The sequence below is a fragment of the Kribbella sp. NPDC004138 genome (genome assembly GCF_053603655.1).
In genome coordinates, this window is record NZ_JBSGFZ010000005.1 from 178499 (window position 1) to 193732 (window position 15234).

Below are 15234 nucleotides of genomic sequence, written 5' to 3' on the forward strand. Positions count from 1 at the left end.
GCACGGATCAACCATTTTCGTGCGCCGGAAACGGTTGGTGCGTGCTCAAGGACGAATGAGAGGGTCGGAAGGTGGATGCGTACCTGACGACTGAGCGGCTGGTGCTGCGGCGGTTCACGGCGGACGATGTCGAACTGCTGCTCGAGCTCGACTCGGATCCTGAGGTGATGCGGTACCTGACCGGGCAGCCGACGCCGCGTTCCGAGATCGAGGACGTCGTACTGCCGGCGATCCTGAAGGTGTACGACGAGCACCCGGGGCTGGGCACGTTCAAGGCCGAGACGCGGGACGGGTTCGTCGGGTGGTTCGGGCTGCAGCCGACCGCGGATCCGGGGACCGTGGACGTCGGGTACCGGCTGCTGCGGACCGCGTGGGGCAAGGGGTACGCGACGGAGGGGACGCGGGCGTTGATCGCGCAGGCGTTCAACGGGCTCGGGATGCAGCGGGTGGTCGCGGACACGATGGCGGTCAACCACCGGTCGCGGGACGTGATGCGCCGGTCCGGGCTGCGGTTCGAGAAGGTGTACCACGAGCACTTCGACGATCCCCTGCCCGGAACCGAGTTCGGGGAGGTCCTGTACGCGACCGACCGCGCGACCTGGGAAGCTGTGCGGCATGGGTGACGACCGGCCGTACGCCGTACTGGACATCGACGCGACGCTGTCCGACACCAGCCGACGGATCCACTTCCTCGAACAGAAGCCGAAGGACTGGGACTCGTTCTTCGCACACGCCAAGGAGGACGCGGTCCTCGACGAGGGCCTGGCGGTCGCGACGACCCTCGCCACGGACCACGAGATCGTCTACCTGACCGGCCGCCCCGAGCGCCTCCGCCGAGACACCGAGAAGTGGCTGAAAGACAACGGCTTCCCCGACGGCAAGCTCTACATGCGCGGCAACACCGACCGCCGCCCGTCCATGCTGATGAAGCTGGGCCGCTTGAAACGCCTTGCCGAACACCGCCCGGTGGCCGTCCTGGTCGACGACGACGCCAAGGTCGTCGCCGCCGCCCAGAAAGCCGGTTACACCGTGATGAGGGCCGACTGGGGCCTCGACCCCGAAACCCAGCCGACCCTCTTCGAAGCCCAAGAATCCGAAGGCCGCACCTGAGCCGAGCTGTTGGCGCCCGCACGACAACCGTTCGAACGGATATCCCCGCGAGTTGCCGAGGCTGAGACAGGATGCGGTGGGCGGGGACCTGCTATTTCATGTCTCTAGCCGCCATTTCCTGTCTCATGTCCGCGGACCGGCGGGCCCACCCCAGCGGCACGAGCCAGCGGGGTAGTCACATCGGCACTCCTGCCCGGGACGGGTGGGTGCACTCGTCCCGGGCCGGTGGGGTTACTTGCTGAGGCCGACGATCAGGACGTTCGGGTACGGCGGGTACGGGGGCAGGTAGAAGTTCTGCACTTTGGAGCCGTGCAGGAACGCGTTGCGGGCGTAGATCAGCGGGACGATCGGGGCGTCCTGCATGATCTGCTTGTCGACGGCGCCCCACATGCCGGCCGCCTTGGCACGGTCGGACTCGGCGGTGGCGGCGGCGATTGCGGAGTCGACGGCCGCGTTGGAGTAGCGGGAGATGTTGTATCCGCCGTTGCCGATCTCCGAGGACGCGAACAGCGGCTGGATGTTGCCGATCGCGCTCGGGAAGTCCGGCAGCCAACTGGACACGGTCAGGTCGAAGTCCGGCTTGTTCCCGGTGATCAGGTCGGTCAGCGGCTCGGAGTCCAGCGGCTTGATCTGCACGTTGATGCCGGCGCGCTTCAGTCCCTGCTGAATCGCCTGCGCGGGGCCGAGTTCCAGGTTGTCCGCGGCGAGCACGAGGTTCAGGTTGCTCACCCCGACCGCAGCCAGCATCTGCTTGGCCTTCTCCGGATCACCCGCCGGGGGCGCCTGGTACAGGTCGTACTTGTTGTACCCGTCGATGCCCGGCGTGATGAGGGTGCTCGCGATCTCTCCGCCGTACTCCGGTCCGCCCGAGGCGACCTGGAATGCCTGCTTGTCGACGGCGTACTCGATCGCCTTGCGGACCTCGGGGTTCGACAGCGCCGGGCGCTTGGTGTTCATCGCCAGGTACTGCAGCGCGCCGGCCGGGGAGGTCGCGACGCGGGCCTTGACGGCCGGGTTGCCAGTGATCGTCGGGATCAGCGCGGCCGGCACCGAGACACCGGTCGCGGCGGCGAACTTGTCGTCGCCGGCGTCCGCGATCAGCCGCTGGTTGACCACATCGGGCTGCAGACCCATGTCGGTAACGATCGAGTCCGGCATGCCGGTCCGGGCCTCGTCGGTCGACTTGTCCCAGTTCGGGTTCCGTACCAGGACCAGCTTCGAGCCGGGCGTGTACGACTGCACCTGGTAAGGACCGCTGGCCAGCGGCTTCTCGCCGTAGTGCGCCGGGTCGGTGTCGGCCTTCTTGGGCACCGGCGAGAACGCGGGCATGCTGACGACCCACGGCCAGTCGCCGTACGGCTTGTTCAGTTTGAAGACGATCGTGGTGTCGTCGGGCGTCTCGATCGAAGCCAGCTCACTGCCCTTGTAGGGGCCGGTGTACTTGTCGCCGCCGACCAGCAGCGACTTGTGGTAGCCGAGACCGCCGGACAGCTCGGGCGCGAACGACCGCTCCACGCCGTACTTGATGTCCGCGGCGACGATCGGCGAACCGTCGGCGTACTTGAGGCCGGACTTCAGCTTGTACGTCCAAGTCTTGCCGCCGTCGCTGACCTGACCGGTGTCGGTGGCCAGGTCCGGAACGAGCTCGGCCGCCTTGTCGGGCGACGTCTTCCACGACGTCAGGCCGCGCAGCACCAGGTGGATCGAACTGGTGCCGAGGTTCTGGCTCTTGGCCGGGTCGAAGCTGATCTCCTTGGCCGTGCTCAGCACATGGAAAGTTCCGCCCTGTTCGGCGGTTGCGGTGCTGCCGCCACCACTGCTGGACTTGTCGTTGGCGTTGCACGCGGCTGCGGCCAGCGCCAGCACGGCCGCTGCCGCGACCGCTCGGGTTATGCGTTTCATTCTGTCCTCTCAGAGGTGGGGGGCTCAGGGAAGTAGCAGGCGGCACGGTGCTCCGTATTCCCGTGGACGGGTTCGAGCACGGGTCGTTTCGTCGCGCAGACGTCCTCGGCCTTGTAGCAGCGGGTCCGGAAGGGGCATCCGGACGGCGGGTCGACGGGCGTCGGGACGTCGCCGGTCAGCACGACCCGCTCGCGGACGGCTCCCGGCTCCGGCACCGGCACGGCGGACAGCAGCGCCTTCGTGTACGGGTGAGCCGGCGCGCCGTACACCTGCGCGGCCGGCCCTTCCTCGACGATCGTGCCGAGGTACATCACGGCGATCCGGTCGGCGACCTGGCGGACGACGGCAAGGTCGTGGGCGACCAGGACGTACGACAGGCCGAGCTCGTCGCGCAGGTCGGCGAGCAGGTTGAGCACCTGCGCCTGCACCGACACGTCGAGCGCGGACACCGGCTCGTCGCACACCAGCAGGTCAGGCTTCACCGAGAGCGCCCGGGCGATCCCGATCCGTTGCCGTTGCCCGCCGGAGAACTCGTGTGGATACCGCTCCAGGTGCTGCTCGGACAGCCCGACCTGTTCGAGCAGTTCGACGAGTTGGGCCCGGGTCGGCCGGATCCCCTGCGCGCGGAACGGCGTACTCAGGATGGTGCCGACCGACTGCCGCGGGTTCAGCGAGGCCTGGGGGTCCTGGAACACCATCTGGATCCGGCGGCGGATCGGCCGCAACCGGCGGCCCCTGACCCTGGTGACGTCCTTGCCGCCGATCTCGACCCGGCCCTGGGTCGGGTCGAGCAGCCGGGTCGCGACCCGGGCCAGGGTGGACTTGCCGGACCCGGATTCGCCGACCAGCCCGACGGTCTCGCCCTTGCGGACGACGAGACTGACGCCGTCGACCGCGCGCACGGCCTGGGCCTTCTGCCACGGCACGCCGCGCAGGCCGAAGTACTTCTTGACGTCCTTGAGGTTCAGCAGCTCGTCAGACATCCGACGGCCTCCGTCCCAGGTGGCAGGCCGCCTCGTGATCGCCCTCGCCGGGACGCGGGGTGAGCTCGGGACGCTCGGTGATGCAGCGCTCCCCCACCAGGTGCGTGTACGCGCACCGCGGCTGGAACGGGCACCCGGTGGTGATCGACCCCGGCGTCGGCGGGCTGCCCGGGATGGTGGTCAGCCGCGGTTTCGGGGGTACGTCGACGCGCGGCATCGCGCCCAGCAGACCGAGGCTGTAGGGGTGCGCGGCCCGGAAGAACAGGTCGCGGACGGTGCCGCGCTCGGCCGCGCGCCCGGCGTACATCACCAGGACGTCGTCGGCGACCTCCGCGACCACGCCGAGGTCGTGCGAGATCAGGATCAGCGCCGTCCCGAACTCCTCCTGGACGTCGTCCAGCAGGCGCATGATCTGTGCCTGCACGGTGACGTCGAGTGCGGTCGTCGGCTCGTCGGCGATCAGCACTCTCGGGTCGTTCACCAGAGCCATAGCAATGACGACCCGCTGCCGCATTCCCCCGGAGAACTCGTGCGGGAAGCTGTCCGCGCGGCGGGCCGCGTCCGGGATGCCGACCTTGTCGAGCATCTCGACGGCCCGGAGGAGCGCCGCCTTCTTCGAGACGTCGTGGTGCAGCCGGTACGCCTCGGCGACCTGCCAGCCGACGGAGTAGTACGGATTGAGCGCGGACAGGGCGTCCTGGAACACCATCGCGATGTCGTTGCCGCGGATCTTGCGCAACTCGTCGGCGGGCAGGCCGTTCAGCTCGCGGCCGTCGAGCAGCACCTCGCCGGCGACCTCGGCGTTCGACGGCAGCAGCCCCATCACCGCGGCCGAGCTGACGCTCTTGCCGGATCCGGACTCGCCGACGATCGCCAGCGTCTCGCCGGGCGCGACGGCGAAGTCGATCCCGTCGACGGCCGGCACCAGGCCGCCCTCGGTCGTGAAAGTGACCTTCAGGTCGTGCACCTCGAGCACCGGCTCAGCCATGGCTCACCCTCGGGTCGAGCACACCGTGCACTATGTCCACCACCAGGTTCGCGAGGATGATCAGGAACGCCGAGAACAGCGTGACACCGACGACCACGGCCACGTCGAGCTGACCGACCGCGGTGATCAGCAGATCGCCGAGACCCTGCATGCTGAACACCTTCTCGGTCAGGATCGCGCCGCCGAGCAGGGCGCCGAGATCGAGGCCGAATAGGGTGATGACCGGGACCAGCACACCGCGCAGCCCGTGGGTCAGCACCACCCGCGCCTCGCCGGCGCCCTTCGCGCGAGCCGTGGTGATGTAGTCGAGGTTGAGCTCCTCGAGCATCTGCGACCGGGTCAGCCGGATGTACGAAGCGGCCGACAGGATCGCGAGCACGATCCACGGCGTGATCAGGTGCCAGGCCCAGTCGACCGGGCTCTCGGTGAGCGGCACGTAGCCGCTGACCGGGACCATGTTGAGCCAGAACCCGAACACCAGGATGGCGAGCAGGCCGAGCAGGAACGACGGGGTCGAGACGCCGAGCAGCGCGACGCCGATCGCCAGCCGGTCGGCGAGGCGGCCGCGGTTCAGCGCCGCGATCACGCCGAGCGACACACCGAGCACAAGCCACAGGACCGCCGCGCCGAGCGCGATCGACGCGGTGACCGGCAGCCGGTCGAAGATCAGCGTGGTGACCGGGCGGGCGAGCGGGAACGAGTACCCGAAGCAGGGCGCGTTGCACTGCACCGCCGCCGCGCCGTCACCGAACGTGCGGCCGGCGACGATGCCCTTCAGGAAGTTCAGGTACTGCTGCAGGGTGCTCTGGTCAAGCTGCATGAAGTGCCGCGCCTGCTCGAGGCGGTCCGGCGTACAGGGCTTGCCGCAGGCCAGATGTGCCGGGTCGGCGGGGATCGCGTAGAAGATCAGGTAGACGGCGAGGCTCAGCGCGAGCATCACGATCAGGGCGCCGGCCAGGCGCCGCGTCACGAACCAGACGAGGCCGGGCATCAGCTCGTCCTCCGCAGCCGGACGTCGAACGCGTCCCGGACGCCGTCGCCGAGCAGCGTGAAACCGAGCACGGCGAAGAACAGCATCGTGCCCGGGAACAGCAGGAACCACGGGTCCGCACCGGTGTACACCCAGGCGATCGAGTCCGAGATCGACCGCCCGAGACTCGGTGTCGGCGGCGGGACTCCGACGCCCAGGAAGGACAGCGCCGCCTCGGCGCCGATGTACCCCGGGATCGCGAGGGTGGCGACCACGAGCACCGGGCCGATCAGGTTCGGCAGGAGCTCGCGGGTGATCACCATCCAGCCGCTGGACCCGACGCTGCGCGCCGCCTCGACGAACTCCCGGGCGACCAGAGACCGGGCCTGGTTGCGGATCAGCCGCGCGAGGCCCGCCCAGCCGAACAGGCTGAGCACCAGGATCAGCAGCAGCCAACGCGGGAACCGCGCCGGCACAACGATGCCGAGGGCAATCATGAAGACCAGTTGCGGGAAGCCGAACAGGAAGTCGAGCAGCCGCGACAGCACCGCGTCGTACCAGCCGCCGAAGTACGCCGCGCTGATCCCGGCGAGGGTGCCGACGACGGTGGTGATCAGCGTGACCACCACCGCGATGAACAACGACGTCCGCAGGCCGAGGACCGTGATCGCGAACAGGTCGCGCCCGGTCAGCGGCTCCACCCCGAACCAGTGGGTGCCGCTCGCACCCCCGACCGGGCCGCGGGGCGCGTTGCCGCGCGCCGGGTCGAGCAGGTCGATGTGGTACGTCGTGGCGTCCTGACCGGCGAGTCGCACCAGCAACGGCGCAGCCGCGGCGATCACGATCAGCAGGGTGACCAGGACGAGGCCGATCCGCGCACTACGGTCCCGCCGGAACCGGCGCATCGCTTGCCGGGTGGGCGATACGGTCCCGGCGACCGAGGAACTCACAAGCACTCCTGACAGGTTCGAATCACAGTGATCCGTGATGGCCGACAAAACCTAGGCGGCATCCTCCCACCACGCCGCCCGCATCTCGAATCCCGAGAATGTCTGGCTGTTAACTGTGCATTCGGTTAGGTGCTCCCGGACGGTTACGCTCCGCAGGTGGATCAGATGGTGCGAATCGGCGACCGGATGCTCATGTACGCGGTCTACGGCACGGCCGAGGGCGTCCCCGCCCTGTCGTTCGGCGGCACGCCGAGCACCCGGTGGAAGCGGCCGGAGGTGGTCGCGACCATCGAGGCGTCCGGACTGTGGATGGTGATGCCGGACCGGCCCGGGTACGGCGGATCGACACGGCAACCGGGCCGATCGGTGGCCTCCGTGGCGTCCGACGCGGCCGCGCTCGCCGACTCGCTCGGATGGGATCGCTTCGCGGTCACCGGAGGCTCCGGAGGCGGGCCGCACGCGCTGGCGTGCGCGGCGCTGCTGCCCGACCGGGTGACGCGCTGCGCGGTGACTGCGAGCAACGCACCGCCGATCGTCGACGGCCCCGAGCCGACCGAGGCGGAGGAGCAGGCCGATCCGCGCCGCAACCGCACGTCCTGGCTGGCGGTGCACGGCGACCTGCGACCGGGGCTCGAGGAGACGGCGCGGTCGATCATGGCCGCGGTCGAGGCGGGCGGGCCGGAGTTCCCGCCCGATCCCGGCGCGCCGCCGGGGCCTCCGGCGCGCGAGGATCCGGAGGCCGTGGCCCGGCTGACGGCCACCTTCGTCACCAGCCACGACGGCTGGATCGACGACCACATCGCGTTCGCGAACCCGTGGGGATTCGACCTCGGCGCCATCGAGGTCCCGGTCAGCCTCTGGCACGGATCGGCCGACGAGCGCGCCGGCAAGTACGCCGACCTGCTCGCCGCCGCGATCCCGGATGCCGAGCGCAGGTACTACGTGGGCGGCCACATCCCGCCGGCAAATGCGTACCGCGAACTGCTGCAGTGGCTGACACTGTCCTGATGGACCTCGCACGCCAACTCGTTCTCGACCTGTATCCGGACGCCCGGGCCGCGTGGCTCGGCGGGAGTGTGGTGCGCGGTGACGCGGGTCCGACGTCCGATCTGGACATCACGGTGCTGCTGGACGGTGCTCCGGCGCCACGGCGGAAGTCGCTGGAGTACGCCGGGTGGCCGGTCGAGCTGTTCGTCCACACCGAGAAGTCACTGCGTCACTTCGCCGACAAGGACCAGCTGCGACGCCAGCCCACGATGATGCGGCTCGTCGGCGAGTCCGTCGTACTGCTGGACACGGACGGGTCCGGGGCGCGGCTGAAGCAGGAGTACCTGGCCGAGGTGGCAGCCGGGCCGAAGCCGCTGTCCACCGACGAGCTGGATCTCCTGCGCTACATGATCACGAACCTGCTGGACGACCTGTCCGACGCAGAAGGCGATGTGCGGCTGGCCATCACGTCGGTGCTGTGGCAGGACGCGGCTCGCCTGCTACTGACCGGAGCGGGCCACTGGTCCGGCACCGGCAAGGGCCTGCTGCGCGAGCTCACGACGTACGACGTTGCTCACGGCACGCATCATGCCTCGGCCTTGATGCACGGCGTCCGCGGGGACGACAACAGCCTGGTCGACGAGGTGGACAGCATCCTCAGGCCTTATGGCGGCCGGCTGTTCGCGGGCTTCGAGTTGTCGGCGCAACTGGACGGTTGACGGGACCTTGGGCGGGTCGCCGGTGGACTTCCGGCCCTGCTCGCCTCTGTCCGGTGCGGGTGAGCTGAGAGTTGAGGCGGACTGCCCTCAACCCAACTACGGCATTCGAGGGTGTGGTCTCCATGACACCTGCGATATCGGTCTCCGGACTGGTGAAGGACTTCGGCCCGGCCACCCGAGCTCTCGACGGACTGGATCTCCGCGTCGAGGCCGGGGAGGTGCACGGCTTCCTCGGACCGAACGGCGCCGGGAAGACGACCACGATCCGTGTGCTGCTGGGCATGCTGCGGCCGGACGGTGGACACGTCGAACTGCTCGGCGGGAACCCGTGGCGCGACGCGGCCGAGCTGCATCGACGCCTCGCCTACGTTCCCGGCGAGGTGAATCTGTGGCCGAACCTGACCGGCGGTGAGGTCATCGACGTGCTGGGCCGCCTGCGCGGCGGCCTGAACGCCCGCCGCCGCGAGGAGCTCCTCGAACGCTTCCAGCTCGACCCGACCAAGAAGATCCGGGCCTATTCCAAAGGCAACCGGCAGAAGGTGGCTCTGGTGGCGGCGTTCGCCTCCGACGTCGAGCTGTATCTACTGGACGAGCCGACCTCCGGGCTGGACCCGCTGATGGAGGCGGTGTTCCAGGACCTGGTCCGGCAGTTGCGGGTCGACGGACGCAGCATTCTGCTGTCCAGCCACATCCTGGCCGAGGTCGAAGCGTTGTGTGACCGCGTCACGATCATCCGCTCCGGCCGGGCCGCCGAGAGCGGCACCTTCGACGACCTGCGCCACCTCACCCGGATGTCGGTGGTGGTCGACACCGCCGAGCCGCCGGCCGCGGTGGCGACCTGGGCCGGCGTGCACGACGCATCGGTGCATGACCGGCATGCGGAGTTCAGCGTCGATCCGAGCGAGTTGAACCGGGTGCTCGCGCACCTGGTCGATCTCGACGTACGGTCCATGGTCACGTCACCGCCCACGCTCGAGGAGCTGTTCCTGCGACACTACGGCCAGGCGCGGGACGGCGCCGCGCGGGCAGCCGAGGCGGTGACGGCGAGATGAAGGGATTTACTGCGACACTGCCGCTGGTCCGGCTCGCGCTGCGGCGGGACCGGTTCACCCTGCCCGCCTGGATCCTGGGGATGGCCGCTTTCCTGGCCGCGACGACCGCCATGTTCGAGGACAGCTACACCAAGCATCCTCAGCTGCTCGTCCCGGACACCCGGATCGTGGTCGAGAATCCCGGCATGCGGGTGCTCGGCCTGGTCACGGGCCCGAGCGTCGGCGGCTACACCTTGCACCGCGACGGTCTCACGTTGGCCGTACTCGCGGCCATGATGAGTGTGCTCGCCGTCGTCCGGCACACCCGTCAGTCCGAAGAGCTCGGCCGTGAGGAGATGCTGCGAGCCGGCGTGGTCGGCCGCCACGCCTCGCTGGCCGCAGCCGTACTCGTCGCGCTCACCGCGAACGTCGTACTGCTGTTCACACTCGCGCTCGCCATGATGGCCGCAGGACAGCCGGCGGCCGGCTCGTTGGCGGCCGGCGCCTCGATTGCCCTGGTGGGCATCGCCTTCACCGGCGTCGCCGCGGTGACGTCCCAGCTGGCATCGACCACCCGCGGGGCGATCGGCCTGGCCGGCGCGGCGCTCGGCGTCTCGTTCATGCTCGCGGCTCTCGGCAACATGCTCGGAACGGTCGACTCGGCAGACCTCCGGGTGACCAGCGGATGGCCGGCCTGGGTGTCGCCGCTCGGCTGGAGCCAGCAGATGCGGCCGTTCGCGGACGACATCTGGTGGCCGCTCGGACTCGCCGTGCTGGCCATGGTCGCACTCTGCTCCTTGGCGATCGTTCTGGTCGGCCGCCGCGACGTCGGCCGGGGCACCTGGCCTGAGCGCCAAGGTGCCGCGCAGGCGAGCCCGGCGCTGCTGAGCCCGACCGGTCTTGTCTGGCGGTTGCAGCGTGGAGCGCTGCTGGGCTGGATCATCGGTCTGCTCGGGTTCGGCCTGGTGTTCGGAGCCCTGAGCGATCAGATCCGCGGACTGCAGGGTGAGGCCACCGAGTGGTACGCCGGCTTCGGCGGTGACGCCGACCTGCTCGGGGCCTATTGGGCCTCGATGATGCAGATGGCCGGAACAGTCGTGGGGATCTACGTCGTGACCCTTCTCCTGCATCTGTACCGCGACGAGGCGCAGGGCGAGCTCGAGGCAGTGCTCGGCACAGCCGTCTCACGAGTCCGCTGGCTGCGGGCGTACGCCGTGAACGCGCTGGCCGGCGCTGCACTGCTACTGCTCGTCTTCGCGGCGGCCATGGCCCTGACAGGCGGTCAGGTCCTCGGTGGCACCGGACCGCTGCTGCGCGACCTGATCGGAGCCGCTGTGCTGCAACTGCCCGCCATCGGTGTCCTGGCAGCCGCGATCGTCACCGTGATCATGCTCCTGCCGCGATGGTCGGTCGGTCTGTCCTGGGCACTCCTGGTGGGCTCGATCGTCGCCGGGCCGATGTTCGGCCTCTCGCTGGGACTGCCGAGCTGGCTGCTGAACCTCTCGCCCTTCACGCACGTGCCCAACGCACCGGCCGTCGACCCTACGGCCGGACCGATCCTGGGTCTCTGCCTGGCCGCCGGGCTGCTGGCCACCGCGGCGGCCGTGTCGCTCCGCCACCGGAACCTCACCCTCCCGGCCTGACTCTGCCCAGGTCTGTCGGGCTCGGTGTATAAGGTCGGGTTCGTGCCTGATATCGACGCAAGCTTTCTCGCTCTCCCCCGGCAGGAGTTGGCGGCGGCCGCCCTGCAGCGCGCCCGTGACCTCGGTGCCACGTTCGCCGAGTTCCGGCTGGAGCGGATCCGGTCCGAGTCCATCGCGCTGCGCGACAGCGTGCTGGAGAGCGCGACGGACGACGAGGACCTCGGTCTCGCCGTGCGCGTCATCCACGACGGCACCTGGGGTTTCGCCGCCGGTGTCGCGCTCACCACGGACGAGGCGGTCAGCCTGGCCGAGCAGGCCGTGAACATCGCCCAGGTGTCGCGGCCGATCAACGCCGAGACGATCGAGCTCGCCGACGAGCCGGTGTACGACGACGCCACCTGGCTCTCGTCGTACGAGATCGACCCGTTCAGCGTGCCGCGGGCCGAGAAGGTCGCGCTGCTCACCGACTACAGCGATCGCCTGCTCCGGGCCGACGGCGTGGCGCACGTGAGCGTGCACGTCGCCACCATCCACGAGTGCAAGTACTACGCGAACACAGCCGGCACGTCGTACACGCAGCAACGGGTCCGTATCGGTCCCGACATCACCGCGCACGCCGTCGCCGAGGATCGCTTCGACTCGATGTCGTCGACGGCTCCGCCGGCCGGCCGCGGCTGGGAGTACATGACCGGCACGGGCTGGGACTGGGACGAGGAGCTCGCGCAGATCCCCGGCTGGCTGGCCGAGAAGATGGCCGCGCCGAGCGTCGAGGCCGGCACATACGACGTCGTCATCGACCCGTCGAACCTCTGGCTCACGATCCACGAGTCGATCGGCCACGCGACGGAGCTCGACCGCGCCCTCGGCTACGAGGCGAACTACGCGGGCACCAGCTTCGCCACCCTCGACCAGCTCGGCGCGCTGAAGTACGGCTCGCCCGTCATGCACGTCACCGGCGACCGCACCGCTGAGCACGGCCTGTCCACCGTCGGGTACGACGACGAGGGCGTGGCCGGCCAGCAGTGGGACCTGGTCAAGGACGGCGTCCTGGTGGGCTACCAGGTCGACCGCCGGATGGCGAAGAAGAACGAGGATGTACTCGGCACACCCCGCTCCAACGGGTGCGCGTACGCCGACTCGTCCGGCCACATCCCCATCCAGCGGATGGCGAACGTGTCGCTGCAGCCCGCGGCGGACGGCCCGTCGACCGAGGAACTGATCGGCCGGGTCCGGAACGGGATCTACATCGTCGGCGACAAGTCCTGGTCGATCGACATGCAGCGGTACAACTTCCAGTTCACCGGGCAGCGGTTCTACAAGATCACCGACGGCAAGCTCGACGGTCAGCTCCGCGACGTCGCCTACCAGGCCACCACGACCGACTTCTGGGGCTCGATGGAGGCCGTCGGCGGCCCGCAGACGTACGTCCTCGGCGGCGCGCTGAACTGCGGCAAGGCCGAGCCCTCGCAGTCCGGCGCCGTCAGCCACGGTTGCCCGTCCGCGCTCTTCCGCGGCGTCCGCATTCTCAACACCACTCAGGAGGCCGGCCGGTGACGGGCATCCAACTCACTCCGCAGGACACGATCGAGCGGGGGCTGGCCCTGGCCGCGGACGGGGGCGCCGACGGCTGCGTCGTACTCGTCGCGGAGACCTCGAGCACCAACCTGCGGTGGGCCAACAACACCCTGACCACGAACGGCGCGATGCGCGGCTCGAGCGTGACCGTGATCGCCACGGTCGGCGCCGGCGAGGGTACGGCGGCGGGCGTCGTCGGCCGTTCGTCGGTCACCGACGACTCGCTGCAGGAGATCGTGTCCGCGGCGATCGCCACGGCCCGCGCGGCGGCACCCGCCGAGGACGCCCGTCCGCTCGTCGACGGTACGGCGTCGGCGGACTGGGATCTCGAGCCGGAAGAGACCTCCGTCGGCGTGTACGAGAAGTTCGCGCCGTCACTCGGTGAGTCGCTGAAGCGCGCCGGCCTCGAGCGGCGCCGGCTGTACGGCTTCGCGAACCACGAGGTCGCCACGCTGTACGTCGGTTCCTCGACCGGTCTGCGGCTGCGGCAGGCGCTGCCCCGCGGGTACGTGTCGTCGACCGGCAAGAACGCCGATCTCAGCCACTCGGCCTGGGTCGGTACGGCGACCCGCGACTTCACCGACGTCGACGCGCTCGCGCTCGACGCCGAGCTCACGCGCCGGCTCGGCTGGGCGACCCGGACCGTTTCGGTCGACGCCGGGCGGCACCCGACGATCCTGCCGCCGGCCGCGGTCGCGGACCTGATGACGTACCTGTTCTGGCAGCTCGACGGCCGGGACGCCTTCGAGGGCCGGACCGTCTTCTCCAAGCCCGGCGGCGGCACCCGGATCGGTGACACGCTGTCGTCGCAGCCGGTCACCCTGCACTCGGACCCGACGCTCGCCGGGCTCGAGGCGTTCGCGTTCGCCGTGGCCCGCTCGTCCGGCGGCTCGTCGAGCGTCTTCGACAACGGCCTCACGCTCGCCGCGACCGACTGGATCCGCGGCGGCAAGCTGGAAAACCTGATGACGAGCCGGTACACGGCCGACCTGATCGGCGCACCGGCGGCGACACCGGACATCGAGAACTACGTGGTCTCGGTCGACGGCGCTACCGGCTCGACCGACGACCTCGTCGCCGGGCTCGGCAACGGACTGCTGCTGACCTGCCTGTGGTACATCCGCATGGTCGACCCACAGACGCTGCTGCTCACCGGTCTCACCCGGGACGGCGTCTACCTGGTCGAGAACGGCGAAGTCACCGGAGCGGTCAACAACTTCCGCTTCAACGAGAGCCCGGTCGACCTGCTCGCCCGGTTCACCACGGCCGGCGCGACCGTTGCGTCGTACTCGAGGGAATGGGGCGACTACTTCTCCCGCACCGCGACACCGCCGCTGCTGATCCCGGACTTCAACATGTCGAGCGTCAGCCAGGCGAGTTAGCTATTTGGACAGAGCGACGCGCCACATCACGCGTTGCCCTTCCTGGTACGGCGTGAGCTCGTCGAGGGTCCAGTTCTCGGCGAGTTCACGGACCAGGGCTTCGTCGAAGAAGCGGCCGACGAACCCGTCGTGCACGCGCAGTCCGTCGTCGAACTGCTGCCAGTGCCGCGAGCAAGCATCCTCCGACGACCACACGGCGTACACGAAAACGCCGCCCGGGCACAGCACCCGGTGGATCTCGGCGACGAGTGACCGCAGCTCGGACACCGAGAACGCCATGTTCAGGAGGAGATTCGCGAACACCGCGTTCACTCCGCCGTCGGCCGGCGGCAGCGGGTCGCGGACGTCGTGCAGCGCAGCCGTCACCCGGTCGTCGAGGCCCTCGCGCTGCGCCTCGTGCCGCAGCTGATCGAGCGCGGTCTCGCTGAAGTCGGTCGCGTGCACGCTGAATCCCTGTCTGGCCAGGAAAAGCGCGTCCCGGCCGTGGCCGGCGCCGAGCTCCAGGACGTCGTCGATGCCCGCGGCACCGAACCTCTCCGCGGCCCGGTGCGCCGCAGCCGATGGCTCCGACCCGTGCAGCAGCGGGCGTTTCGCGTACGCCGAGTCCCACCGTTCTTGCTGAGCCCTTGCGAGCTCGACATGCCCAGTATTCATAGTGCTCCCCGTGGTCGTCACGCCGGTCTGGACGATCGGCAGACCGCAGCAGCCTACGTCAGAACTTTGAGTAGACGTACTCAGGCAGCGGCCCGTTCCGCCCCGCGAGAGTGGAACGGACCCGAGGAGGACCCGATGCCGACCGCCACCATCTCCTGCCCCACCTGCCGCACCCACCTGCACCTCACCCTCGAGCCGGCCCCTTATCCACAGCCTTACCCACAACTCCCTGCGCGCCCAGCCCCGCCCCACCTCGGCATCCACCCAGTCACCCCACCACCCACACCTCCCGCTACACCTGTTGCACCTCCCGCTGCTCCTGTTGCACCGTCCGCGCCTC

14 protein-coding genes are annotated in these 15234 nt (G+C 69.6%); 8 read left to right on the forward strand and 6 right to left on the reverse strand.

The genetic code is table 11. From position 1 onward, the window contains the following. Positions 1–71 precede the first annotated feature (71 nt). Both ACWEOO_RS08720 and ACWEOO_RS08725 read left to right on the forward strand, forming a co-directional pair. Positions 72–623, forward strand: a complete 552-nt coding sequence (locus tag ACWEOO_RS08720) for a GNAT family N-acetyltransferase (RefSeq protein ID WP_452142470.1) — start codon at positions 72–74, stop codon at positions 621–623. Then, positions 616–1110, forward strand: coding sequence for a phosphatase domain-containing protein (locus ACWEOO_RS08725; protein WP_452142471.1), 495 nt, complete (start codon positions 616–618; stop codon positions 1108–1110). Before ACWEOO_RS08720 ends, ACWEOO_RS08725 begins: the two co-directional genes overlap by 8 nt. A 231-nt stretch (positions 1111–1341) precedes the next feature. Here ACWEOO_RS08725 and ACWEOO_RS08730 read toward each other — a convergent pair whose 3' ends face one another. From ACWEOO_RS08730 to ACWEOO_RS08750, 5 genes are read right to left on the reverse strand one after another with little or no spacing between them, the layout of a single operon-like run. Continuing rightward, positions 1342–3012 (reverse strand): ABC transporter substrate-binding protein, encoded by a 1671-nt coding sequence (locus ACWEOO_RS08730; RefSeq protein ID WP_452142472.1) that lies wholly within the window; start codon positions 3010–3012, stop codon positions 1342–1344. Next, a complete protein-coding gene (locus tag ACWEOO_RS08735; RefSeq protein ID WP_452142473.1) occupies positions 3009–3995 on the reverse strand; it encodes an ABC transporter ATP-binding protein in 987 nt (328 codons plus the stop codon). Before ACWEOO_RS08735 ends, ACWEOO_RS08730 begins: the two co-directional genes overlap by 4 nt. Beyond that, entirely contained in the window at positions 3988–4983 is a 996-nt protein-coding gene (locus ACWEOO_RS08740) for an ABC transporter ATP-binding protein (protein ID WP_452142474.1), read from the reverse strand. The genes ACWEOO_RS08735 and ACWEOO_RS08740 overlap by 8 nt, the downstream gene beginning before the upstream one ends. Beyond that, positions 4976–5974: an ABC transporter permease gene (locus ACWEOO_RS08745; RefSeq protein WP_452142475.1), complete on the reverse strand. Its 999-nt coding sequence runs from the start codon at positions 5972–5974 to the stop codon at positions 4976–4978. The genes ACWEOO_RS08740 and ACWEOO_RS08745 overlap by 8 nt, the downstream gene beginning before the upstream one ends. Then, positions 5974–6903, reverse strand: a complete 930-nt coding sequence (locus ACWEOO_RS08750) for an ABC transporter permease (protein ID WP_363710890.1) — start codon at positions 6901–6903, stop codon at positions 5974–5976. The genes ACWEOO_RS08745 and ACWEOO_RS08750 overlap by 1 nt, the downstream gene beginning before the upstream one ends. Positions 6904–7068: 165 nt before the next feature. Between ACWEOO_RS08750 and ACWEOO_RS08755 the strand changes: the two genes are divergently transcribed. The 6 genes from ACWEOO_RS08755 (at position 7069) to ACWEOO_RS08780 (ending at position 14240) form a co-directional block, all read left to right on the forward strand. Continuing rightward, positions 7069–7911, forward strand: a complete 843-nt coding sequence (locus tag ACWEOO_RS08755) for an alpha/beta fold hydrolase (RefSeq protein WP_452142595.1) — start codon at positions 7069–7071, stop codon at positions 7909–7911. After that, positions 7911–8609, forward strand: a complete 699-nt coding sequence (locus ACWEOO_RS08760; RefSeq protein WP_452142476.1) for a nucleotidyltransferase domain-containing protein — start codon at positions 7911–7913, stop codon at positions 8607–8609. The genes ACWEOO_RS08755 and ACWEOO_RS08760 overlap by 1 nt, the downstream gene beginning before the upstream one ends. 122 nt (positions 8610–8731) lie before the next feature. Next, positions 8732–9661: an ATP-binding cassette domain-containing protein gene (locus tag ACWEOO_RS08765; RefSeq protein WP_452142477.1), complete on the forward strand. Its 930-nt coding sequence runs from the start codon at positions 8732–8734 to the stop codon at positions 9659–9661. Continuing rightward, positions 9658–11283, forward strand: a complete 1626-nt coding sequence (locus ACWEOO_RS08770) for an ABC transporter permease (protein WP_452142478.1) — start codon at positions 9658–9660, stop codon at positions 11281–11283. Before ACWEOO_RS08765 ends, ACWEOO_RS08770 begins: the two co-directional genes overlap by 4 nt. Positions 11284–11325: 42 nt before the next feature. Beyond that, positions 11326–12837, forward strand: coding sequence for a TldD/PmbA family protein (locus ACWEOO_RS08775; protein ID WP_452142479.1), 1512 nt, complete (start codon positions 11326–11328; stop codon positions 12835–12837). Then, complete coding sequence (locus tag ACWEOO_RS08780) at positions 12834–14240, forward strand: metallopeptidase TldD-related protein (RefSeq protein ID WP_452142480.1); 1407 nt, start codon at positions 12834–12836, stop codon at positions 14238–14240. The genes ACWEOO_RS08775 and ACWEOO_RS08780 overlap by 4 nt, the downstream gene beginning before the upstream one ends. Here ACWEOO_RS08780 and ACWEOO_RS08785 read toward each other — a convergent pair whose 3' ends face one another. Next, positions 14241–14894 (reverse strand): class I SAM-dependent methyltransferase, encoded by a 654-nt coding sequence (locus ACWEOO_RS08785; protein ID WP_452142481.1) that lies wholly within the window; start codon positions 14892–14894, stop codon positions 14241–14243. It lies immediately after the preceding gene. Positions 14895–15234: the final 340 nt, after the last annotated feature.

Bases quoted from the DNA above. Each gene is read 5' to 3' on its own strand.
- ACWEOO_RS08785 (WP_452142481.1), bottom strand. From the start codon at position 14,894: ATGAATACTGGGCATGTCGAGCTCGCAAGGGCTCAGCAAGAACGGTGG.
- ACWEOO_RS08745 (WP_452142475.1), bottom strand. From the start codon at position 5,974: ATGCCCGGCCTCGTCTGGTTCGTGACGCGGCGCCTGGCCGGCGCCCTG.
- ACWEOO_RS08765 (WP_452142477.1), top strand. From the start codon at position 8,732: ATGACACCTGCGATATCGGTCTCCGGACTGGTGAAGGACTTCGGCCCG.
- ACWEOO_RS08735 (WP_452142473.1), bottom strand. From the start codon at position 3,995: ATGTCTGACGAGCTGCTGAACCTCAAGGACGTCAAGAAGTACTTCGGC.
- ACWEOO_RS08725 (WP_452142471.1), top strand. From the start codon at position 616: ATGGGTGACGACCGGCCGTACGCCGTACTGGACATCGACGCGACGCTG.
- ACWEOO_RS08755 (WP_452142595.1), top strand. From the start codon at position 7,069: ATGGTGCGAATCGGCGACCGGATGCTCATGTACGCGGTCTACGGCACG.
- ACWEOO_RS08730 (WP_452142472.1), bottom strand. From the start codon at position 3,012: ATGAAACGCATAACCCGAGCGGTCGCGGCAGCGGCCGTGCTGGCGCTG.
- ACWEOO_RS08770 (WP_452142478.1), top strand. From the start codon at position 9,658: ATGAAGGGATTTACTGCGACACTGCCGCTGGTCCGGCTCGCGCTGCGG.
- ACWEOO_RS08740 (WP_452142474.1), bottom strand. From the start codon at position 4,983: ATGGCTGAGCCGGTGCTCGAGGTGCACGACCTGAAGGTCACTTTCACG.
- ACWEOO_RS08760 (WP_452142476.1), top strand. From the start codon at position 7,911: ATGGACCTCGCACGCCAACTCGTTCTCGACCTGTATCCGGACGCCCGG.